This window comes from Dyella lipolytica, from assembly GCF_030160075.1.
Lineage (GTDB): Bacteria > Pseudomonadota > Gammaproteobacteria > Xanthomonadales > Rhodanobacteraceae > Dyella_B > Dyella_B lipolytica.
Genome location: NZ_BSNQ01000003.1, coordinates 2,089,525 through 2,109,565, shown reverse-complemented (window position 1 = coordinate 2,109,565; position 20,041 = coordinate 2,089,525). Strand labels below are relative to the sequence as shown.

Below are 20,041 nucleotides of genomic sequence, written 5' to 3'. Positions count from 1 at the left end.
GAGCTTTTTTGATTTCCATACTACTGATGCAAAAATATCCGTTCCCTCAATTCTCTGAATGATTGACTTGTTGAGATAACTTGATGTCTAAATCGATGGCTTTGTTAAGCGCCCTGCGTGCCGAGTCACGCATGTCTGGCGAAAGCAAAGCGATCCCGGATTCAGCCCTCGATCGCGCCTCACTTTCTTTGCCTTGCATCGCTAGTGCAGTGGCGAGCGAGAGTTGTGGTTGTGGATCCAGAGGATCCAGTTCTATTGCGGCACGAAAAATCTGGTCAGCGTCCTGTGGATGGCCCTGCAAAAGCAACATTTGGCCTGTGGTCAGGAGGTACATCCGGTACATTTGTTCGTCTGCAGCCACTTCCTTGGAGTTTCTCACTTCCTCCAGTGCAATCGCTGCGCGTGCGGGATCGTTTTTAGCGACCGCTAGAATGGCGATATTCAACATGCAATTGGCACATGAAGCATGTTCCGTCAGGAGCTGATCCGCCAGCGGTTGGGCATGGGCATAATCTTTAGTATCAATGTAAGCGCTGAGAAGGCTGTCTTTTGCGTCCAGGGAGTCTGGATTGCCGGCGAGAGCCCATTGCCAAAAGCTCACGTTGTTGGACCATAGTGGCAACGTCATCCTTATATCGACTACTGCAAGTACAAACCAAAGACAGCCGGCTATCACTGCGGATGACGGAATAAACTTCAACTGACGTTGCCTGATATAGATGGGGGCGCGGATGAGCGGGAGCATTGCGCATATGCCCGCAAGAGAAGTCATCACATATCGTTCGTGGTAAAGGCTGGCCGCGAAAGCTATTGAGCTGATGTGCAGTACGGGAATCAGCGCGACGGTCATCATCATGACGATGCAGCCCATCGGAGATGCGTGTTTAAGTGCTGAGTAAAGGCCGGCAGCAACGATGCAGATCGCTGTCGCGTCGATAAGGATGGACGATGCGGAAGTTGTCTGAAATCGCTGGGCGTCAATCTCATGGATGGGATTCATTCCATGCATGGGCCAGAACAGCGTCTGCCAGTAATGCAGGTAGATGAAGCAAACTTCCTGCAGCCGCGCAAATGCGGACGCTGAGCTGCCCCCGGTCGTGTTGAGGACTTGACCCAGGGCCCAGTGACGGAAAGCAAGGTAGATGATTCCGGCGAAAAACATGGCGGTATATGTTTGCCAATTTCGCCTGATGAATGTTCGGATAGGGTGGCGCCCATCCTCCGAATGCCTTGGAATAAGGGCCCAATCAAAAACTGCAATCATCAATGGAAACGAGACTGCCGATTCCTTGCAGCAGGCGGCAAGAAAAAAGAGGATTGCAACGACTGTTGCGCGCGTTAGGTGATTCTGGATAACAGTGTTTGCCAGCAACCCCAGCAACATAAGCATTGTTGCGGCGAGGTCGAACTGGCAGCCTATCCATGTCACCGGCTCGATCAATACTGGATGTAGTCCATAGAGCAACATTGAAATGGCGAGCAGACAAGTTCTTCGTTTGAGATCATCTCCTAACGCTGAGCTGCACTGCCATGACAAAAGGCCGACAAGGAGCGTGTCGATCAGGTGAATGGCGAGGGATACGCCATGCATGGCACCGGGGCTGCTATCGAACAGGCGGACCTCTAGCGTAAAGAGCCCAACGACCAGCGGTCTGAAGTAATTTGGCCAGTTGTTGAAGTCTTTGAAGATATAGTGCTTCCACTCATCTCCGTGCCTGAGCCACCCCATCTGGACGAAGTCGAGCACATCGTCCCAGACAAATCCGGCATGTATGACAGGCCAATAGACGACGCCAATTACGATAAGCACTATGACTGCAACGCCACAGGTCAACCGATTACGCATCCCGTATCCAGTAATTTCTGATTTTGGAGCGGATGCTGGCATAAGTGCGTTCCTAATTGATCTCGAAATTTGATGAGTCCCTAGCAAGTCTGATCTGCGCTTTGTCGCCTGACGGGATCATGTGATCACGCCTATTTGTTCGGACTAGTGTCGTGAACGCTGACGCATGCCCCAAGCAAGCGCTAGCCATATAGGTAGAGCGAACAGAATCCACGGTTGGTTCTGCTGCACGGTGCCGGGCAGCATGTGCATCAACATGGCCGCGATCAGCGCCAGCAGTTGCAGCAACAGGGTGCCGTCGGTGAAGTGCGAAGGAGTGATACCGCGGAGCTTCCGCCATACTGCGGGTAGTAGCAATAAAGCCAACGGGTTGAACAGCAGCAGGTTCGCGTTGGCCCAGGCCGAGTGATGTGCTGTGAGCGTCCAGAGAATCAGTAGTAGTAGGCCGACCAGCCCTGCGGCTAATAGATAGAGCGAGCCAAACAATGCGAAGCCGGGAAGCCACCAGCGTGCGGCAAGCGCGATCAATCCAGCGATTAGCAGGCCAGCTAAACCCATTGGTACACGCAGGTCCGGCGGCTGCGGCGGCGGCATACTGAGGTGGTTCGGCGAGAGCAGCTCTTCGCTCTGCACTAGCGCGGCAGGTGCACCATGCTCGTCCATCGCAGTGACGCTGCTCAGGTTGGCTTGTAACTTTTCGGGCAGAAAGCTCTCCTGCCACGCATTGAGTGGTTGATCTGCGTAGGGGCCCAGACCAAGGTCGAGTATCAGCATCAGCCACGGTTGCGCACTCATCAGGCGCACGGTTTGCTGGCGGTAGGTCATGCCGCCTGGCAGTTTAGTCAGGCGGGCTTTGATGGCACCGCCGAGTGCGCGGTCGAGTGCATCGCGTACTCGCGTAGTGCAGTTGTCGATGTAGTAGTCGTAATTGTAGCCGGCGTTTTCAGGACGCAAGTTCCAGAACAGAAAGTCGCGCAAGGCGGCAGCTTGTTGCGGTGTCAGTGCGAGTTGCTGCTTGGTGATGGAGCGTCCAGCTTGCTTATAGAAGTTTTCTTCATCGGTGGTGACCTCGGCGTCGATCAGGTAGTGCATGCGGCCGCGGGCGAAATTGAGGAAGAAATTTTTCTCGTCGAAGTTGAAGACGCCGTAGTTGAAGTCCACTTCCTCGCCGCTGACGGTGTCGCGTAGTTCGATCGCATCGTGGCCGAAACGCTCCCAATAGATGTCGCCTGGGCCGTAGGTGATCAGTGAGACTTCGAGGTTTGCCCCTGGCGCATTTTCCACTTCGGCCTGCGCAGGTAGGCACGCGCTGCAGAGGATCAATGCAAGGGTCAGCAGCAAGCGGCCGGCGAGCTTCATGGGCGGAACCGTTGAAAGGAAAGGGCGTAGCTTATCGGGAAGCGTGCACCTGCCGAAGGCGGACATGGCAGGCGCACGGTGGTTCGGTCAGCGCCGGATCACGCGGAACTGCTGCACGCGGCGATCGTCGGCCTGGGTGACTTGGAATTCGAAGTTGCCGATGGCGATTTGTTCGCCCACTTCGGGCAAGTGACCGAATTCAGAGGTGGCCATGCCGCCGATGGTGTCGTACTCCTCGTCGGAGAAGGCTGCGCCGATTTCCTCGTTGAAGTCGGCGATGGGCGTGAGCGCATCGACGATCCACTCGCCTTCGGCCTGGGCGTGCATCAGGTTGGGTTCTTCCTCGTCGTCGTGCTCGTCGTCGATCTCGCCGACGATTTCTTCCAGCACGTCTTCGATGGTGACCAAGCCAGCGACACCGCCGTATTCGTCCACCACCAGCGCCATGTGGTTGCGGCTACGGCGGAATTCGGCCAGCAGCACGTTCAGGCGCATCGATTCGGGGATCAGCACGGCCGGACGCAGAATTGTGCGCAGATCGAAATCCGTACCGTTGCCGAAGTACTTGAGCAGATCCTTGGCGAGCAGGATGCCGAGGATGTCGTCTTTGTCCTCGCCATGCACCGGGAAGCGGGAGTGCCCGGATTCGACCACGGCGGCGAGAATATCGGGAAGGGGTGCATCGACATCGATCATCACGATCTGCATGCGGGGCACCATCACGTCGTCGACGTTGAGTTCGGTGACTCGCAGCGCGCCTTCCAGCATGGGAAGGGTGTCGGCGCTAAGCAGGCCATTGGCCTGGGCGGTTCGCAACTCGTCGATCAGTTCCTCGCGGTTGCGTGGCTCGCCGGAAAACAGATGGCCCAGTCGATCCCACCATTTTCGGTGGACCGGGCCGCTGGTACTGCCAGGGTCCTCGTTCATTACTTTTGGGTAGACGGCCACTCGGGCGGAATAATCAGTCTAGCGGAAAAAGCGTGACAATTCAGTGCTTAAAGGAAAGTGGACTGCTGCGGGGCTGAGGTTCGCGGCCCTTGCTGCCAACCTGCGTTCGCCGGCATTTTCCTTTGCGGCTGGGCAGTTGCGATGGCTTACGCGTAGGGATCGGCAATCCCAAGACCAGCGAGAACGCGCGTTTCCAGTGCTTCCATCCGCACCGCATCTGCTTCGGCGATATGGTCATAACCGATGAGATGCAACACCCCGTGCACCGTGAGATGCGCCCAGTGATAGGCAACCGGCTTGCCCTGTTCGGCAGCTTCGCGTGCGACGACCGGAGCGCAGATAGCAATGTCGCCCAACAAGGGAAGGCTGACGCCAGGCGGCAGCTCGACCGGGAACGAGAGCACGTTAGTGGCGTAGTCCTTGCCGCGATAGTCGCGATTGAGGGTGCGGCCTTCCCGCGTGCCGACGATGCGAATCGCCAGTTCGGCGGCCTTGCGACGCCGTGCGCCGGCGAGGGCTGCATCCACCCAGCGACGGAAGCTAAGGGCAGAGGGCAAGCCGACACGCGCTACGCCGTAATTGACGTGGACGATGTGCGAAACGGGTGACGGATTACTTTGCGCCATCGCCGGGTTTCCCATCGTTGGCGTCTTCAAAGGCTTCATAGGCGCGCACGATCTTCGCCACTAGCGGATGACGCACCACATCGCGCGAGGTGAAAAAAGTGAAGCTGATACCGTCTACGCCGCGCAGTACTTCAACGGCATGGCGTAAACCGGAGCGCACATGGCGGGGCAGGTCGATCTGGCTGACGTCGCCGGTGATCACCGCGACCGAGCCGAAGCCGATACGGGTGAGGAACATCTTCATCTGTTCGACCGTGGTGTTCTGCGCTTCGTCGAGAATCACATAAGAATCGTTGAGCGTGCGACCGCGCATATAGGCCAGCGGTGCGATCTCGATCACGTTGCGTTCGATCAGCTTGGCGACTTTTTCGAAGCCGAGCATTTCGTAGAGTGCGTCGTACAGCGGGCGAAGATAGGGATCGACCTTTTGCGAAAGATCGCCAGGCAGGAAGCCGAGCTTCTCGCCTGCTTCGACAGCAGGGCGTACCAGCAACAAGCGCTGTACCCGGTTCGCTTCTAGTGCTTCGACCGCGGCGGCGACGGCAAGATAGGTCTTGCCGGTGCCGGCCGGGCCGACACCGAAACTGATGTCGTGCGTGGTGATGGCGTGTAAGTAGCGCGCCTGATTCGGGCCTCGGCCCTTGATCACACCGCGCTTTACTTTGATCGCGACGTCCTGCGCGGCTTCAGCCGCATCCGCGGTGATCGCATCGATGCCCGATTCGGCCAGATGCAGATTGATCTTCGCCCCAGTGAGCGATTCGTTTCCCGTAACGGCGTAAAGCGCCTTGAGCACCTTTTCGCCTGCGCGCGTGGCGCCCTCCTCGCCGATCACCTGGAACAGGTTGCCGCGATGGTCGATTTCCACGCCCAGGCGAAGTTCCACCTGACGTAGATGTTCGTCAAACGGGCCGCAGAGGTTGGCGAGCCGGGCGTTATCTTCCGGATCGAGGGCAAAGTCGCGTTGGTTGAGGCCGTTGGTCATGGATAGGTGTTGATTACTTCGGTTAACGGATTGGATCGGCGACCGGGTCGAGTCGATAGAAGCGAGTATCGACCGGCATGAACAGGAAACTCGCGGGCAGGGAGGCTTTGTCGATCAGGGTGAAACCGTGCTTTTCGTAGAAGCGATGCGCAGCGCGGAATTTTTCCGTCGTACCGAGAAAAATGCACTTTACCGCGTGTTGTTCTGCCCACCGTACTGCGGTCTTCAGGAGATTTGCGGCGATGTTCCATCCAGCACCACGGTAATCGGCCGCCACAAACATCTTGCGCAATGCCACGTTGTGTTCGCCGATATCTTTTAGCGCGATGGTGCCGACGACGGTGTCGCCATCCAATGCCACCCAGAAATTACCCGCACCGTGTTGATAAAACTCAGGGATGGCTGAGAGATCCGGTTGCCTTTCCAGATCGATGTCGAAACCGAATTCGTCGCGTTGAATCGAAACGATCAGCGTCGTCGTCGCCTCGAAATGCCGAGGTTGATACGGCATCAACCGGATACTGGTTTCTGAGCTTGCCGCATCCGGGCTCATGCGCAGGTCACGCAGCTTGGCTGTCCGTGCCGGCGATGCGGCCGCGCAGCGAATTGCTCATCGCTTCGGTAATCACCACATCCACGAACTGGCCGATCAGGCGGGCAGCGCCGGGGAAGTTCACGTAGCGCATGTTTTCGGTGCGGCCGGTGAGTTCGTTCGGATTCTTCTTGCTGGGTTTTTCCACCAGAACGCGCTGCACGGAACCGATCATCGCTTCGTTGATCTTCTTCGCGTTGGCGTTGAGTACAGCCTGCAAGCGCGTAAGGCGCTCGTGCTTCACCGCAGCCGGTGTGTCGTCGGCGAGATTCGCTGCCGGCGTGCCGGGACGCGAGGAGAAGATGAAGGAAAAGCTCTGGTCGAAGCCGACATCGTCGATCAGCTTCATGGTCTTTTCGAAATCCTCGTCGGTTTCACCGGGGAAACCCACGATGAAGTCGGAGGAAATACAGATGTCCGGACGTACCGCGCGCAGCTTGCGGATCTTCTGCTTGAACTCCAGCGCCGTGTAGCCGCGCTTCATCGCGGTGAGGATGCGATCGGAACCGGCCTGCACCGGCAGGTGCAGGAAGTTCGCGAGCTGCGGCACGTTGGCATACGCCTCGATCAGCGAGTCGGAGAACTCCAGCGGATGCGAGGTGGTGAAGCGGATGCGGCCGATGCCGTCGATCTGCGCGATGGCGTGGATCAGCACGGCGAGATCCGCCATGCCGCCGTCATGCGTGGGGCCGCGATAGGCGTTGACGTTCTGGCCGAGCAGGATCACTTCGCGCACGCCTTGTTCGGCGAGTTGCGCCACTTCCACGATCACGTCGTCGAACGGGCGGCTGATTTCCTCGCCGCGGGTGTAGGGCACCACGCAGTAGGAGCAGTACTTGGAGCAGCCTTCCATGATCGAGACGAAAGCGGTGGGGCCTTCGGCGCGCGGCTCCGGCAGGCGGTCGAATTTCTCGATCTCGGGGAAGCTGATGTCGACCTGAGGTTTGCCGGTGGCGCGCTTAGCCTCGATCAGCTCGGGCAGGCGGTGCAGGGTCTGCGGGCCGAATACCAGATCCACGTAGGGCGCGCGCTTGATGATCGCCTCGCCTTCCTGCGAGGCCACGCAGCCACCCACGCCGATCAGTACCGGCTTGTCGCCCTGTTTGTGTTCCTTCCAGCGGCCGAGCTGACTGAAGACCTTTTCCTGGGCCTTCTCGCGGATCGAGCAGGTGTTGATCAGGATGACGTCCGCCTCCGACTCGTCCTGGGTCAATTCCAGGCCGTGCGACGCCTTCAGCACGTCGGCCATCTTGGCCGAGTCGTACTCGTTCATTTGGCAGCCGTGGGTCTTGATGAAAAGCTTGCCGCTCATGGCGTTCGGTACCGTGGATTCGGAAGGTGCGCAGGCGGGTGCGCCGAACCGTGCAGTTTACTAGCCCTCCGGCCCACCCGCCACTGACAGCAATTGGCGGATCAAGCACTTGCGGGCATGTTCTGGTGCACGAAATCGGTATATCGGGCTTGGCGCGGGCTCGGTGTGGAGGCACACTGCCGCCATGCCCGTCGCCGTACGCCAAAGGGGAGGCGCCGGCTCCCAGGCAATCAGCCTCCCTGAGCTTTTAATGACCCTTGTGCAGGTCATGGCTGGCTGTGTCCTGTTGTTGGCCTTGCTCGTGGCGCCAGCGCGTGCAGGCACGCTTTATCGCTGTGCCGGTTCGCAGGGCGAGACCGTATTCACCAGCAGCACGGCAGGCTACAAAGATTGCAAACAGTTGGCCTCGTTCGCCAATGCCAAGCCGCGTTCGGAGCCGCGACGGGCGATGTCGAAGGAAGTCACCTCTCTGGCGTGGGTCACCGGTTGGGCGGACACCACCGCCCAGCCGATCGCGCCGCAGGTGGTGTCGCTAAGCCAGGTCGAAGGGGGTGTGGAGACCACGGCGCGCGCCGTGCCGACTCCACCCGCTTCAAATGGTAAGCCGGGGCAGTGGACCTATAGCGAATCGCACGATGCGCTCCCGGCGGCGCTAGCAACGAATGACGCGTCGGATTCTCCGGATAACCGGATATTGCGCGGCGCGGTCTATCGCGTGATACATCGCGACGGCAGCGTGGAGTACACCAATATTCCGCCAGGTGGCGCATCGGCGCGTAATGTCACGCGGCTCTTCACCTACATCGCGACCTGCATGGCGTGCAATCTGCACTCGCCGATCAACTGGGGCACCGTGCGGCTGGATCTGACCGACTACGCCGAGGTGATCCGCAATGCGAGCCTGGAATCGGGTGTCGACGAAGCCTTTATCCGCGCCATCATCCAGGCCGAAAGCGCCTTCAATCCTCGCGCCATGTCACTTAAAGGGGCGCAGGGGCTGATGCAGTTGATGCCGGGCACGGCCAACGACATGGGTGTGCTCGATGCCTTCGATCCCGCACAGAACATTCGCGGCGGTGCGCGTTACCTCGGTTTGCTGTCGAAAAATTTCAAGGGCGACGTGCGGCTTGTTGCCGCAGCCTACAACGCAGGCCCGGCGGCGGTGCAGCACTACAACGGCGTGCCGCCCTTCGCAGAGACGCAGGTGTATGTGCAACGGGTGGCTGAGTTGTTGCAGCGCTACAACAAGGCGTTGCACCCACCCTTGGCCGCAACGCTTTAGCCGACGCTGCTTGGTGCGGAAGGTGCCGTGGGTGTCTGTGGCGGACGTCGCGTCACGGTCAGCATCAGGTGAAACGGTACGCCGTTGCGCAGACCCGATACCTCGACGCGGCTGCCGGGCTTGAGCTCCGCTTCGCGCCGGCTCAGGTCGGCCGGATCGCGAATGTCGTCATCGCCAAGGCGCAGCACGATGTCGTGCAGCTGGATGCCGGCCGTTGCTGCGGGGCCACCGGGAATGACATCGGTGACTTGCGCGCCACGTGCTGCCGCGGGCAATCCGCTATCTGCCTCCACCGGCACGAAGCCATAATTCGCGCCGAGCCAGCCGCGGATCACACGACCGGTTGCGATTAATTGTCGCAGGACGCTGGTCGCGGTATCGACCGGAATGGCGAAACCGATGCCTTCGGCGTTGGCGGCTTTGCCGATCAGCAAGGTGTTGATGCCGACCAGATCACCGTTGCTATTGACCAGCGCGCCGCCGGAGTTGCCCAAGTTGATGGCCGCGTCAGTCTGGATGAAATCCTCCGGACTGCTGTTGCTTAGCTGCCGCCCGATCGCGCTGATGATGCCCATGGTAACGGTCTGGTTGAGGCCGAGCGGATTACCGATGGCTAGCACCACGTCGCCCACGCGCAGTTTTTTCGGGTCGGCCATCTGGATCACCGGCAGGCTGCCAGCGTCGATCTTCATCTTCAGCACCGCGAGGTCGGTTTCCTCATCGGAACCGACCAGCGTGGCCTTGGCGACGCGCCCGTCGTACAGCAGCACCTGGATGTCGTCGGCGTTGGCGATCACGTGATTGTTGGTCAGCACATAGCCTTCCGCACTGACGACCACACCGGAACCCAGGCTTTGCTCGCGCCGTTTGACCGTTCCCGCGGGCGTGCCGCCTAACAGTTGCTGCATGAGCGGATCAGTGAACATCCTCACCGCCTGCTCGGTGACGATCTTATTTGCGTAGATATTGACCACCGAAGGCGCCGCCTTGGCGACCGCATCGGCATAAGAAAAGGGCGCGCTGGGTGTGGACTGCGTCGAGAGCGAAGCAGCAGCGCTGCTGGCTTCTGCAGGGGCGTGTTGCAGCCCGAAGCGCGCGCGCAGACGATCGCCGACCCCGGGCCACATCAGGCTGATCACGAACGCAAGCGCCAGCCCCAGTATCACGAATCGGGCAATAAAAGCGACGATGCCGGCGGCATGCTTCATGTCGTAGTGCGATCCGTGGAACCGTTGCGAGGAGTGTGGCGGAGCGACGTGACCGCCTGTGCGGTTTTATTGTAGGGTGCAAGACCTGAGGCTACACTAACGCGATTTTTGCAGGGGCACGATCCTGGGGCGGTCGGCGAAGCGCAATCTTTTTCGTCCGCAATGGCAGAATCTGGTTTCTGCATTCTTTTTGGCATGCAATACCGGAGAGCCTGATGGCGAACGAAGTCGTCGATCCAGGCCGCCGCCGCTTTCTCACCGCGACTACGGCCGTGGTTGGGGGAGTGGGTGTAGTGGCGGCAGTTGTGCCTTTCATCAAGTCGTGGGAACCCAGTGCAAGAGCTAAGGCTGCCGGTGCTCCAGTTACCCAGTCGCTGAAAAAGATCGAGCCCGGCCAGCAGTTGATCGTGGCCTGGCGCAGTCTTCCGGTATTTATCGTCAATCGGTCGCCGTCGCAGCTTGCGGCGTTGCCGAAGCAGGATCCCCGTCTGGTCGATCCGGGCTCGAACGGTACGTCTTCCGACCAGCAGCCGAAGTACGCACAGAACGCGACCCGTTCCATCAAGCCCGAGTGGCTGGTGATGGTCGGCATCTGCACGCACCTGGGCTGCGTGCCCGACTATGTGGGCGAGATGAAGGCCGAGCCGTTCGATCCGAACTGGCAGGGCGGTTACTACTGTCCGTGCCATCACTCGCGTTACGACATGGCCGGGCGTGTCTATCAGGGGGTGCCGGCACCGAAGAACATGGTGATTCCGCCCTATCACTTTATCGATGACACGACGGTGCAGATCGGCGTGGATCCTCAGGGGGCTGCGTAATGGCGAACGTCTTCTCGAGCATTGGCGAGTGGGTCAGCGATCGTGCGCCGAATCTGGCACCCACGTATCGCAAGCACATGACCGAGTACTACGCGCCGAAGAATTTCAATCTTTGGTATTACTTTGGGTCGCTTGCCCTGTTGGTGCTGGTCAACCAGATCGTCACCGGCATCTTCCTCACCATGAACTACGATCCGAGCGCGGCAGGTGCCTTCGACTCGGTGCAGTACATCATGCGCGACGTGGAGTGGGGTTGGCTGATCCGCTACATGCACACCACGGGCGCGTCGCTGTTCTTCGTGGTGATTTACCTGCATATGTTCCGCGGCATCATGTACGGCTCGTACAAGAAACCGCGCGAGCTGGTGTGGCTGCTCGGCATGCTGATCTTCCTCGTGCTGATGGCCGAGGCCTTCATGGGCTACGTGTTGCCGTGGGGCAATATGTCGTTCTGGGGTGCCAAGGTGATCGTCTCGTTGTTTGGCACGATCCCGGTTATTGGCGGCACCTTGGTCGAGTGGATCATGGGCGACTTCCTGCCGGCCGACGCCACGCTCAACCGCTTCTTCGCATTGCACGTGATCGCACTGCCATTGGTGCTGTTGTTGCTGGTGGTGCTGCATCTGGCCGCGTTGCATGAAGTGGGTTCGAACAATCCCGACGGCGTGGAGATCAAGAAGGGTCCCAAGGGCAACCGCTGGGATGCGCTCAAGCCCGCCGATGGCATTCCGTTCCACCCGTATTACACGGTGAAAGATCTGGTGGGCGTCGGCCTTTTCCTGGCCATTGCCGCGTTCATCATCTTCTTCCAGCCGACGTTGGGTGGCTGGTTCCTTGAGCACGACAACTCGATCGCTGCGAACAACCTGGTGACGCCGACGCAGATCAAACCGGTGTGGTACTTCACCGCGTTCTACGCCATCGTGCGCATGATTCCTTCGGCTCTCGGTACAGCGGTGTGGGGCGTGCTGGGCATGTTCGGCTCGATCGCGCTGCTGTTCCTGCTGCCGTGGATCGACGCGGGCAAGGTCAAGTCGGTGCGTTACCGCGGCACGGGTTACAAGGTGGCGCTGACGATGTTTGTGCTGGCCTTCCTTGGGCTGGTCATGATCGGCACGGACTACACCGACGTACTTTTCCCGAAACTGTTCGGCAGCGATATCGACATCACCGCCTGGGACAACGCATTCGGTCGTGTGATGACGCTGATCTACTTCGGGTTCTTCGTGTTCCTGTGGCTGTATACGCATCTTGGCTGGGAAAAGACCAAGCCGGTTCCGGAGCGGGTGACGACGCATGATTAAGCGCTACATTTCCACCATTGCGCTGGCACTTGGCCTGTTGCTTGGCACGACTGCGGTGATGGCCGATGAAGGCCCGGAGCTACCGTCTGCCGGCACCAACTTGCGCGACCAGGCTTCACTGCAACGCGGCGCCCACCTGTTCTTCAACTACTGCGTGGGTTGCCACTCGCTGAAGTACGTGCGCTATGAGCGCATCGCGGACGATCTCGGCCTGTCCGAGCAGGACGTGATGCAGAACCTCAATTTCACCGACGCCAAGTTCGGCGACACGGTGATTTCGCACATGCCGCCCGACGACGCGCAGAAGTTCTTTGGCAAGGCGCCGCCGGATCTGTCCCTGGAAGTCAGTGCCAAGGGCCCGGATTGGGTGTTCGCTTACCTCAACGGCTTCTATCTGGATCCGAAGAGCCCGATCGGCTGGAACAACACCATCCTGCCCAACGCCGCCATGCCGTTCCCGTTGTGGGAGCTACAGGGCCAGCAGATTGCGGTGATGAAGCCGGCCAAATCGGGCGAAGACCCGCAGATCGACAAGCTGACGCTTTTGCACCCGGGCCGCCTCACGCCGGAGCAGTACCAGCAGGCCACCCGCGACCTGACCAACTTCCTCGAATACGTCTCCGAGCCGGCCGCCCTGCAACGGCGGCACTACGGCATTTGGGTCGTTCTGTTCCTGCTGGCTTTCACCTTCCTCGCATATTTGCTAAAGAAGGAATATTGGAAGGACGTCCACTGACCGGACTTGTGACCGCCAGAGGGTAGATGCCCCTGGCGGTCATCTCGATGGGGAGATCGTGCATGGTCCAGAACGCTCGTTCCCGGACGGTACTCGCCATGTATTCCGCTGCCGATGACATCCAATGTCATCGGGTACGGCTGGTGCTGGCGGCGAAGGGTGTGACCTACGATTTGATCCAGGTGGACCCGGCCAAGCCGCCGGAGGACCTGATCGATCTGAACCCCTACGGGACGCTACCCACCCTGGTCGATCGCGACCTTACGCTGTACGACACCTCGGTGGTCTGCGAGTACCTCGACGAACGTTACCCGCATCCGCCGCTGATGCCGATCGACCCGCTTTCCCGCGCGCGGCTGCGACTGGCGGCGGTGCGCATCGAGCGCGACTGGTTACCGGAGGTGGCAACCATCCACGCCGGCGGGCGTCCGGCAGATACGGCACGTAAGCGGCTGCGCGAACAGCTGCTATCTGCGCTGCCCTTGTTTAAAGCGTCGAAGTTTTTCCTGAATCCGGAAATGAGCCTGGCCGATTGCCTGGTGACACCGGTGGTCTGGCGGCTCCCCTCGCTGGGGGTCGATTTGGGGCGCGAAGGCAAGCCGATCATGGATTACGGTGAGCGGTTGTTCCACAGTCAGGGTTATGCTCGCAGTTTGACGGCAGAAGAAAAGGCTTTACGGTGACATCGCAAGAACCTCATGGCATGACCTCCAATCGCCCGTATCTGCTGCGGGCGATCTACGACTGGATCAGCGACAACAACCTCACGCCCTACATGCTGGTCGATGCCTCGCGCAGCGGTGTGCGCGTGCCGACGCATGTGATCAAGAACGGGCAGGTCGTGCTCAATCTGGCCATGCGCGCCGTGGCCAACCTCGATCTCGGCAACGAGTGGATCAGCTTCCAGGCTCGTTTCTCCGGCGTCAGCCACAGCATCCAGATTCCTATTCCTGCCGTGCTGGCTTTGTACGCGCAAGAAAACGGCCAGGGCATGATGTTCCCGGCCGATGAAGAAGAGGGTGGCGATCCGCCGACGGATACCCCGCCGTCACCGCCAACACCCGAACCCCCCAGCGATGGCGGCGACAAGCCAAAGCGCGGCGGCTCACACCTGCGCGTCGTCAAGTAGTTTCCACCGTGGGTTGGCGCGCATCGTCCTAGTGACGAATATCCCGGTCTCGGAACCGACGGCGAAACGGCAACACATTGCCATCTTCCGGGACCGGTGTTCGCTCCAGCGGGTTATCGGTTTGTTCGGGCGTATACAGTTCGATCGTAGGCAGGATCAGGGCCGTCAGCGCGTTACCGATCATCCATAGATGGCCTGCTTCGCGGTCATTGCCGTCGATGCTTACTTCGAAACTGTAGCGCCGCTCCAGCACACGGCGGCCGCTGAGACGACGCAGGCGCAGTCCGCTCAGTCCGACGGTTTCGTCCAGAAGTTGCAGGCCATATTGCTGGCAGCGCGAGCGCGCTTCCTGGATGGCTTTGTCGCGGGCACGGCTCAACGTCAGCCATGTACCGGAGATAGCGAACAGGATGAGAAGCAGCAGTAGCGTAGCCAAGTCGCCCATTCCCACAGTGTGTGGGCGACTCCCCAGACCTGCAAGTCAGTCGATCTTCAAGCGCAGCGAAAGATCGATCGCCCGCACGTGCTTGGTCAGCGCACCGACCGAGATGTAGTCCACGCCGGTACGGGCATATTCGCCGATCGTCTGCAAATCGACGTTGCCGGAAATCTCCAGCGGCACGCGCCCTGCGGTGTGAGACACCGCTTCGCGCATCAGCGGCGGAGTGAAGTTATCCAACATGATGCGATCCACACCGGCATCCAGTGCCTGCTGCAGTTCGTCGAGGGTTTCCACCTCAACCTCAAGCAACAGCGCCGGATGAAGCTTGCGTGCGGCCGATACGGCGGCGGCAATGCTGCCGGCCGCAATGATGTGGTTTTCTTTCACCAGAATCGCGTCATACAGGCCGATGCGGTGATTGTGGCCGCCTCCACAGCGCACGGCGTATTTCTGCGCCAGTCGCAGGCCCGGCACGGTCTTGCGGGTATCGAGCACGCGCACCTTCGTGCCGGCCACGGCAGCCACGTAGTCGGCTGTGATCGTCGCGGTACTGGAAAGTAGCTGCAGGAAGTTCAGGGCGGAGCGTTCGGCACTGACTAGGGCGCGTGCGTTGCCACGCATGTCGCAGATCACCGAGCCAGGCGCGGCTCGGTCGCCGTCGCTCACGTGCCAATCGATGCGCGCGTTCGGATCCAGCTTGTGCACGCACGCGTCGAACCACGGGATGCCCGCGATGACGGCATCCTCGCGGCAGGTGAGCTGGGCGGTGGCCTGTGCAGCGGCCGGCAAAAGGTCGGCTGTGGCGTCGCCTCTGCCGAGGTCTTCGGCAAAGGCGCGTTCCACGTCGGATGCAATTAAGGCGGAATCGGGTGGGTTGAAGCGAAATGCTGATGTCATTCGGTATCGCTGGTTCGGCCATCCTCATGGCTGAGTCGATCCACGATGGCGTCCATCGCGCGGTCGAACAGTGCATTGGAGGCGAGGATTCGCGCACGGCCGTCCGCCATCACGGTGGCCAGCTCGTAAGGTGAGTAGTCCGCCACTTTCAGGCCGCGGCGGTTGACGAACAGGTAGCGGCCGCTCATCGGGCTGATCCAGGACAGCTTGGCGCGCTCGAAATGCTCGTTCTCGCTGCTGAATTCCAGCCACGTGCCGGGTTTGAGCGCGTTGACGCGCTCCAGTTCACCGCGCACTTCCGGTGCGATCGCCGCAGCCTCGGGTTCGGCGTTGATCGACTCGTCTTCGAGATCGGCCATGCTCTCGGCGATGGGCTGAATGCTTTCCGGAATGGGCAGCGGGGCAGGCGTACCTTCAACCGTTTGCGGCAGTTCGGCGGCTGGCACGGCTTCGCCCAATTGCTGGCGATAGTAGGTATGCAGCTGAGCGAGCAATCGCTCGATATCGGCTTCCTGGAACGCCACCTGCGCCAGACCCTTGCGCAGTGCGCGCTCGATACCGGGCAGCAGCTGACGCAGATCGCGCTTGGCTTCAGGCGTGCGCACCGGCTTGGTGCTGGCGATGAAGGCATCGACGAAGCGCAAAGCTTCGCGGAATTCGGTGGATTCCTCACCCTTACGCAGGATGGTGAGCACCATGTAGTTCGCCCAGGCGCGCGAGAGCACCCCGTGCACCAGCGGCGGCAGCGCATGGTCGCCGATGCGATTGAGGATTTCGCGTGCAGCGCGGCGGCGCGCCTGCTCCAGCTTTTCGCGACCGCGGGTGGATTCGGCAACGCGCTGCTCCGCCAGTTCGGCGCGGCGGCGGCTGGCGTCCTGGAACTGCTGCAACTCGGCGGACAGACGATCGAAGATCGTCATGTCGTCGTCGAATTCCTGCAGCAGGCGATCGACAATGGCCTTGATGGTGTCGTGCAGGCGCCCGTCGCGATCGGATTCCTCCGACCAGCTCTTGGCCGCATCGGCCAGGCCATCGAGCAAGCGGCGCGCCGGATGCTGGCGGTGCGCGAACAGCTTGCGATCGATGATCGCGGCCTTGAGGTACGGAATCTGCAGGCGTGCCAGCAGCACCTGCATCTGTGCCGGCAGGTTGCGGTCTTCGAGGATGAACTCGAACAGCATGCCGACCAGATCGATGGTGTCTTCGTCGATCGTGGCGATCTGACCCGGGCGCTGACCACGCAAAGAACCGAGCTGCGACAGCAGCTGTTCTTTGAGGTGCAGCACTTGCTCGGTGATGTCCAGCACGCTGCCAGCGCCAGCCTGTATCACCGGTTGTACGGTGGCAGCCTGACTCTGCAGCACGCTCAAGGCGCCGATCAGTTCGTTGGCGGTAGGTAGCGGCCCATGCGTCATGGCCGAAAGCGGAACCGTGGGATGTGCGCGGCGCGCTCCAAACAAAGTGCGCAGCGTCTGCAGCAGCTCGGCCGACGCCTCGCTGTCGTCCGTGGGCAGCGGCGCAGCCGCGTCACCCTGGGCGGACACCGCTCCACCTGCGGCGGCGCCAGTGCCGCCAGCGGCGTTGCGTACCACTTCGTGACGCAATTGCGGCAGCACGCCAGCCCGCATCAGCTCGGCGTTGATTTCCTGATACAGCTCGTCCAGCGACGTCATGACGTAGCGGTCGAACAGCTTGTAGATGATCAGCTTCACGCGCATGTCGGCGCTGAGTTCGCGCATCGACTGACGGAACGCTTGCGCCAGCAGGGCGGGGCCGACCGGATTGGTGGCATCGTCGATACGCGTGCCACCGCAGATGACCGACAAGCGCTGATTGACCGCGAACAGGTCGCGCGTCAGTCGCGTCTCGTTCTTGCCGATCAGGCTGGTGATCGCCAGCGATTCCTCCAGCTCGTTATCGGCCACCAGCGACAATTCCGGGGAGCCGGCGAGCGGCGACGCGACACTAGTGTGAGTTGTCGTGGGGTGATTGCCGGTGACGAAATCATTCAATTCGCGCGAGACCTGAGCGAGAAAACTGCGCTCGATCACCGGACGACGTTTGCGTACTTCACGCATGCCGTCGAAGTAATGCATCTGTGCGGCGTTGTTCTCGGCCTTCTCGGCGAGATCGAACAGCGCGTCGTCGACGTGTTCGAACATGTTGCCGATGTATTGCTGCAGGCGACGGGAAGCGATGCTGCGGACAGCATTCAACAGATCGCCGCCGCGACCACTGGACGGATCCAGTCGCTGACTGATGTTGACGATCTTAGACGGCTCGTTGGCTTCTTTCATCGCCACACCCCTGTGTGCGGTCTGCTTGCCGATTTACTCAACATAAGCGAAAACGGGTTTCGCCGCTATGCCGGGCGTCATGATTTCGAGTATTACCGTTCGGCGGGGCCCAAACGGCAGGTTCTTACGCCGCCGAGGGGAAGTCCGTCAGCTGGGTGGTGCCGATACCTTCCTCGGGCAGCATCACGGGGATGCCGTCCTCGACCCGGTAGACCACCTTGCGGTCCACCGTGATCAGCCCCTCCGCCAGTTGCCCCTGGACCGGGGTGCCGGCGACGCTGAGCAAATGACCGCCATCGATCGCTCGGTTCAGCGCACTGAGTTCGCTGGCGTTGAGCGGGCGCACCGGCGTCTTGCTAACCGGGCAACAGAGGATGTCTAGCAGGCGCTTGTCCATGGAGTCGGCAGGTATCGTTGCAATGCAGGGAAGCTCGTACAATATCCCCTTTTGGACGACCGGACCATGACGGGAACAGCTGCAGCACCGCGAGTGGGTGTGGTGATGGGATCGCGTTCGGATTGGGAAACCATGACGCATGCGGCCGAGGTGCTACAAGAGCTGGGCGTGCCCCACGAGGTAAGGGTCGTCTCGGCGCACCGTACCCCTGATCTGCTGTTCCGCTATGCCGAAGAGGCGGTGGGCCGGGGCATTCAGGTCATCATCGCCGGTGCCGGCGGCGCTGCCCACTTGCCTGGCATGCTGGCAGCCAAGACACGGTTGCCGGTGCTTGGGGTGCCGGTGCAATCCAAAGCCCTCAATGGCATGGATTCGTTGCTCTCCATTGCCCAGATGCCTGCCGGCATACCGGTCGGCACCCTGGCGATCGGCAAAGCGGGTGCGGTCAACGCCGGCTTGTTTGCTGCCTCCGTGCTCGCCCTGCACGACCCCGTGCTCGCGAAGGCGGTCGAAGCCTATCGCGCCAGGCAAACCCAAACTGTTCTGGATAACCCGGATCCCCGCTCGTGACTGCACGTCATCAGCCCGTTTTGGGCATTTTGGGCGGCGGTCAGCTGGCCAGAATGCTTGCTCTTGCCGCTGCTCCGCTTGGTGTCAACACGCTGGTGGTCGACAGCGCCGCCGACGCCTGCGCAGGCCAGGTTGCGCCGCTTAGGCTGGCCGACTGGACCGACTACGCTGCGCTGGAAAAATTTGCGGCCGAGGTCGATGTAGTGACCTTCGACTTCGAGAACGTGCCAGCGGAAACCGCCCACTGGCTGGCCGAGCGGGTTGCGGTGTTTCCTGACCCGCGTGCCTTGGCGGTGGCGCAGGATCGTCTGGCCGAGAAAACCCTGTTCCGCGAGTGCGGTTTGCAGACGCCTGCGTTCGAGGCCATCGACACCCGCGCCGATCTGGAGCGGGCACTAGCTACCATCGGCGCGCCAGCGATTCTGAAGACCCGCCGCCTCGGTTACGACGGTAAAGGGCAGTTCCGCATCAAGCAGTTGTCCGACGCGGATGCCGCCTGGGCCGCACTGGGTACACAGGCCAGTGCGCATGGCTTGATCCTCGAGGCCTTCGTGCCGTTCGAGCGTGAGCTGTCGGTGCTGGCCGCGCGCGCGCGCGATGGCGATTTCCGCATCTGGCCGCTTACCCAGAACTGGCATACCGACGGTGTGCTCAGTCTCAGCCTGGCACCAGCGCCGGCGGTGGGCGGGCTACAAGCCCGCGCTGAAGAACTGGCACGCATCCTCGCCGAGCGCCTGGGCTATGTAGGCGTATTTGCGCTGGAGCTGTTCGTAAAGGATGGGCAGCTTCTGGGCAACGAGATGGCACCGCGCGTGCACAACTCCGGTCACTGGACCATCGAAGGCGCGATCACCAGTCAATTCGAAAATCACGTGCGCGCGGTGCTGGGCCTGCCGCTCGGCGATACATCGGCGCGCGGCTTTTCGGCCATGTTCAACTGGATCGGTGAACTGCCCGACGCCGCGCCGGTGCTAAGCACGGTCGATGCGCATTGGCATGACTACGGCAAGCAGCCGCGGCTGGGACGCAAGGTCGGTCATGCGACGGTGTGTGCGGCAAAACCTGAGGTGTTAGCTGCGCGAATCGGTGAAGTTGCCCGCACGTTGGGGCGCGAAGAGCAGGCCGCTTCTGCATTGCATCTGCTGGCGAAATAGCAGCTCCCTCTCCCCGAAGGGGAGAGGGCTGGGGTGAGGGGCCAATCTTGCGGAGAAGTTGATTCGAAGCGTGCTTCGATGAAGATCGGAGCAAGCCCCAGCCCCTCACCTCAATCCTCTCCCCGAAGGGGAGAGG

At 60.8% G+C, this 20,041-nt stretch carries 20 protein-coding genes; 8 read left to right on the top strand and 12 right to left on the bottom strand.

Annotation, left to right across the window (positions count from 1 at the left end):
* Positions 1-46: 46 nt before the first annotated feature.
* The 7 genes from QQL64_RS10875 to miaB form a co-directional block, all read right to left on the bottom strand.
* Complete coding sequence (locus QQL64_RS10875; RefSeq protein WP_284399198.1) at positions 47-1,888, bottom strand: tetratricopeptide repeat protein; 1,842 nt, start codon at positions 1,886-1,888, stop codon at positions 47-49.
* 102 nt (positions 1,889-1,990) lie between these two features.
* Positions 1,991-3,205, bottom strand: a complete 1,215-nt coding sequence (locus QQL64_RS10870) for a lipoprotein N-acyltransferase Lnb domain-containing protein (protein ID WP_284399197.1) — start codon at positions 3,203-3,205, stop codon at positions 1,991-1,993.
* An 87-nt stretch (positions 3,206-3,292) separates the two neighbouring features.
* Positions 3,293-4,132 carry a CorC family transporter gene (locus QQL64_RS10865; protein ID WP_284399196.1) on the bottom strand — a complete coding sequence of 280 codons (840 nt, stop codon included), beginning with the start codon at positions 4,130-4,132 and terminating at the stop codon, positions 3,293-3,295.
* A 167-nt stretch (positions 4,133-4,299) separates the two neighbouring features.
* Complete coding sequence (ybeY, locus tag QQL64_RS10860; RefSeq protein WP_284399194.1) at positions 4,300-4,779, bottom strand: rRNA maturation RNase YbeY; 480 nt, start codon at positions 4,777-4,779, stop codon at positions 4,300-4,302.
* A complete protein-coding gene (locus tag QQL64_RS10855; protein WP_284399193.1) occupies positions 4,766-5,764 on the bottom strand; it encodes a PhoH family protein in 999 nt (332 codons plus the stop codon). Before QQL64_RS10855 ends, ybeY begins: the two co-directional genes overlap by 14 nt.
* A gap of 22 nt (positions 5,765-5,786) precedes the next feature.
* Complete coding sequence (locus tag QQL64_RS10850) at positions 5,787-6,275, bottom strand: GNAT family N-acetyltransferase (RefSeq protein WP_284399191.1); 489 nt, start codon at positions 6,273-6,275, stop codon at positions 5,787-5,789.
* 49 nt (positions 6,276-6,324) lie between these two features.
* The gene (gene miaB, locus QQL64_RS10845) at positions 6,325-7,668 is read right to left on the bottom strand and encodes a tRNA (N6-isopentenyl adenosine(37)-C2)-methylthiotransferase MiaB (RefSeq protein ID WP_284399188.1); all 1,344 of its coding nucleotides are present in this window, start codon (positions 7,666-7,668) and stop codon (positions 6,325-6,327) included.
* A 250-nt stretch (positions 7,669-7,918) separates the two neighbouring features.
* On the opposite strand from miaB, the gene QQL64_RS10840 reads away from it, so the two are divergent.
* Positions 7,919-8,950 (top strand): lytic transglycosylase domain-containing protein, encoded by a 1,032-nt coding sequence (locus tag QQL64_RS10840; RefSeq protein WP_284399185.1) that lies wholly within the window; start codon positions 7,919-7,921, stop codon positions 8,948-8,950.
* On the opposite strand, the gene QQL64_RS10835 is transcribed toward QQL64_RS10840, so the two are convergent.
* Positions 8,947-10,158, bottom strand: coding sequence for a S1C family serine protease (locus tag QQL64_RS10835; RefSeq protein WP_284399183.1), 1,212 nt, complete (start codon positions 10,156-10,158; stop codon positions 8,947-8,949). The two genes, QQL64_RS10840 and QQL64_RS10835, sit on opposite strands and share 4 nt — an antisense overlap.
* 215 nt (positions 10,159-10,373) lie before the next feature.
* On the opposite strand from QQL64_RS10835, the gene petA reads away from it, so the two are divergent.
* The 5 genes from petA (at position 10,374) to QQL64_RS10810 (ending at position 14,148) form a co-directional block, all read left to right on the top strand.
* Positions 10,374-10,979, top strand: coding sequence for a ubiquinol-cytochrome c reductase iron-sulfur subunit (petA, locus tag QQL64_RS10830; RefSeq protein ID WP_284399180.1), 606 nt, complete (start codon positions 10,374-10,376; stop codon positions 10,977-10,979).
* A complete protein-coding gene (locus QQL64_RS10825; RefSeq protein WP_284399178.1) occupies positions 10,979-12,283 on the top strand; it encodes a cytochrome b in 1,305 nt (434 codons plus the stop codon). Before petA ends, QQL64_RS10825 begins: the two co-directional genes overlap by 1 nt.
* Complete coding sequence (locus tag QQL64_RS10820) at positions 12,276-13,019, top strand: cytochrome c1 (RefSeq protein WP_284399176.1); 744 nt, start codon at positions 12,276-12,278, stop codon at positions 13,017-13,019. Before QQL64_RS10825 ends, QQL64_RS10820 begins: the two co-directional genes overlap by 8 nt.
* 62 nt (positions 13,020-13,081) lie before the next feature.
* On the top strand, positions 13,082-13,702 hold the full coding sequence (locus QQL64_RS10815) for a glutathione S-transferase N-terminal domain-containing protein (protein WP_284399175.1): 621 nt from the start codon (positions 13,082-13,084) through the stop codon (positions 13,700-13,702).
* 20 nt (positions 13,703-13,722) lie between these two features.
* On the top strand, positions 13,723-14,148 hold the full coding sequence (locus tag QQL64_RS10810) for a ClpXP protease specificity-enhancing factor (RefSeq protein WP_284399172.1): 426 nt from the start codon (positions 13,723-13,725) through the stop codon (positions 14,146-14,148).
* A gap of 28 nt (positions 14,149-14,176) precedes the next feature.
* Here the strand turns inward: QQL64_RS10810 and QQL64_RS10805 are convergent, their stop codons facing one another.
* The 4 genes from QQL64_RS10805 to QQL64_RS10790 form a co-directional block, all read right to left on the bottom strand.
* Complete coding sequence (locus tag QQL64_RS10805; protein ID WP_284399756.1) at positions 14,177-14,593, bottom strand: DUF3301 domain-containing protein; 417 nt, start codon at positions 14,591-14,593, stop codon at positions 14,177-14,179.
* Positions 14,594-14,629: 36 nt separating this feature from the next.
* Positions 14,630-15,487, bottom strand: coding sequence for a carboxylating nicotinate-nucleotide diphosphorylase (gene nadC / locus QQL64_RS10800; RefSeq protein ID WP_284399169.1), 858 nt, complete (start codon positions 15,485-15,487; stop codon positions 14,630-14,632).
* On the bottom strand, positions 15,484-17,784 hold the full coding sequence (locus tag QQL64_RS10795) for a DUF1631 domain-containing protein (RefSeq protein WP_284399166.1): 2,301 nt from the start codon (positions 17,782-17,784) through the stop codon (positions 15,484-15,486). Before QQL64_RS10795 ends, nadC begins: the two co-directional genes overlap by 4 nt.
* 124 nt (positions 17,785-17,908) lie before the next feature.
* Entirely contained in the window at positions 17,909-18,181 is a 273-nt protein-coding gene (locus QQL64_RS10790; RefSeq protein WP_284399164.1) for a Trm112 family protein, read from the bottom strand.
* Between the two features lie 66 nt (positions 18,182-18,247).
* On the opposite strand from QQL64_RS10790, the gene purE reads away from it, so the two are divergent.
* On the top strand, positions 18,248-18,751 hold the full coding sequence (purE, locus tag QQL64_RS10785; protein WP_284399162.1) for a 5-(carboxyamino)imidazole ribonucleotide mutase: 504 nt from the start codon (positions 18,248-18,250) through the stop codon (positions 18,749-18,751).
* The gene (locus tag QQL64_RS10780; RefSeq protein ID WP_284399159.1) at positions 18,748-19,905 is read left to right on the top strand and encodes a 5-(carboxyamino)imidazole ribonucleotide synthase; all 1,158 of its coding nucleotides are present in this window, start codon (positions 18,748-18,750) and stop codon (positions 19,903-19,905) included. Before purE ends, QQL64_RS10780 begins: the two co-directional genes overlap by 4 nt.
* Positions 19,906-20,041 lie beyond the last annotated feature (136 nt).

Coding starts and splice junctions, on each gene's coding strand:
- QQL64_RS10805 (WP_284399756.1), bottom strand. CDS start 14,593: ATGGGCGACTTGGCTACGCTACTGCTGCTTCTCATCCTGTTCGCTATC.
- QQL64_RS10850 (WP_284399191.1), bottom strand. CDS start 6,275: ATGCCGTATCAACCTCGGCATTTCGAGGCGACGACGACGCTGATCGTT.
- nadC (WP_284399169.1), bottom strand. CDS start 15,487: ATGACATCAGCATTTCGCTTCAACCCACCCGATTCCGCCTTAATTGCA.
- QQL64_RS10810 (WP_284399172.1), top strand. CDS start 13,723: ATGACCTCCAATCGCCCGTATCTGCTGCGGGCGATCTACGACTGGATC.
- QQL64_RS10855 (WP_284399193.1), bottom strand. CDS start 5,764: ATGACCAACGGCCTCAACCAACGCGACTTTGCCCTCGATCCGGAAGAT.
- QQL64_RS10870 (WP_284399197.1), bottom strand. CDS start 3,205: ATGAAGCTCGCCGGCCGCTTGCTGCTGACCCTTGCATTGATCCTCTGC.
- QQL64_RS10790 (WP_284399164.1), bottom strand. CDS start 18,181: ATGGACAAGCGCCTGCTAGACATCCTCTGTTGCCCGGTTAGCAAGACG.
- petA (WP_284399180.1), top strand. CDS start 10,374: ATGGCGAACGAAGTCGTCGATCCAGGCCGCCGCCGCTTTCTCACCGCG.
- QQL64_RS10820 (WP_284399176.1), top strand. CDS start 12,276: ATGATTAAGCGCTACATTTCCACCATTGCGCTGGCACTTGGCCTGTTG.
- QQL64_RS10825 (WP_284399178.1), top strand. CDS start 10,979: ATGGCGAACGTCTTCTCGAGCATTGGCGAGTGGGTCAGCGATCGTGCG.
- QQL64_RS10815 (WP_284399175.1), top strand. CDS start 13,082: ATGGTCCAGAACGCTCGTTCCCGGACGGTACTCGCCATGTATTCCGCT.
- purE (WP_284399162.1), top strand. CDS start 18,248: ATGACGGGAACAGCTGCAGCACCGCGAGTGGGTGTGGTGATGGGATCG.
- QQL64_RS10875 (WP_284399198.1), bottom strand. CDS start 1,888: ATGCCAGCATCCGCTCCAAAATCAGAAATTACTGGATACGGGATGCGT.
- ybeY (WP_284399194.1), bottom strand. CDS start 4,779: ATGGCGCAAAGTAATCCGTCACCCGTTTCGCACATCGTCCACGTCAAT.
- QQL64_RS10840 (WP_284399185.1), top strand. CDS start 7,919: ATGACCCTTGTGCAGGTCATGGCTGGCTGTGTCCTGTTGTTGGCCTTG.
- QQL64_RS10795 (WP_284399166.1), bottom strand. CDS start 17,784: ATGAAAGAAGCCAACGAGCCGTCTAAGATCGTCAACATCAGTCAGCGA.
- QQL64_RS10865 (WP_284399196.1), bottom strand. CDS start 4,132: ATGAACGAGGACCCTGGCAGTACCAGCGGCCCGGTCCACCGAAAATGG.
- QQL64_RS10835 (WP_284399183.1), bottom strand. CDS start 10,158: ATGAAGCATGCCGCCGGCATCGTCGCTTTTATTGCCCGATTCGTGATA.
- miaB (WP_284399188.1), bottom strand. CDS start 7,668: ATGAGCGGCAAGCTTTTCATCAAGACCCACGGCTGCCAAATGAACGAG.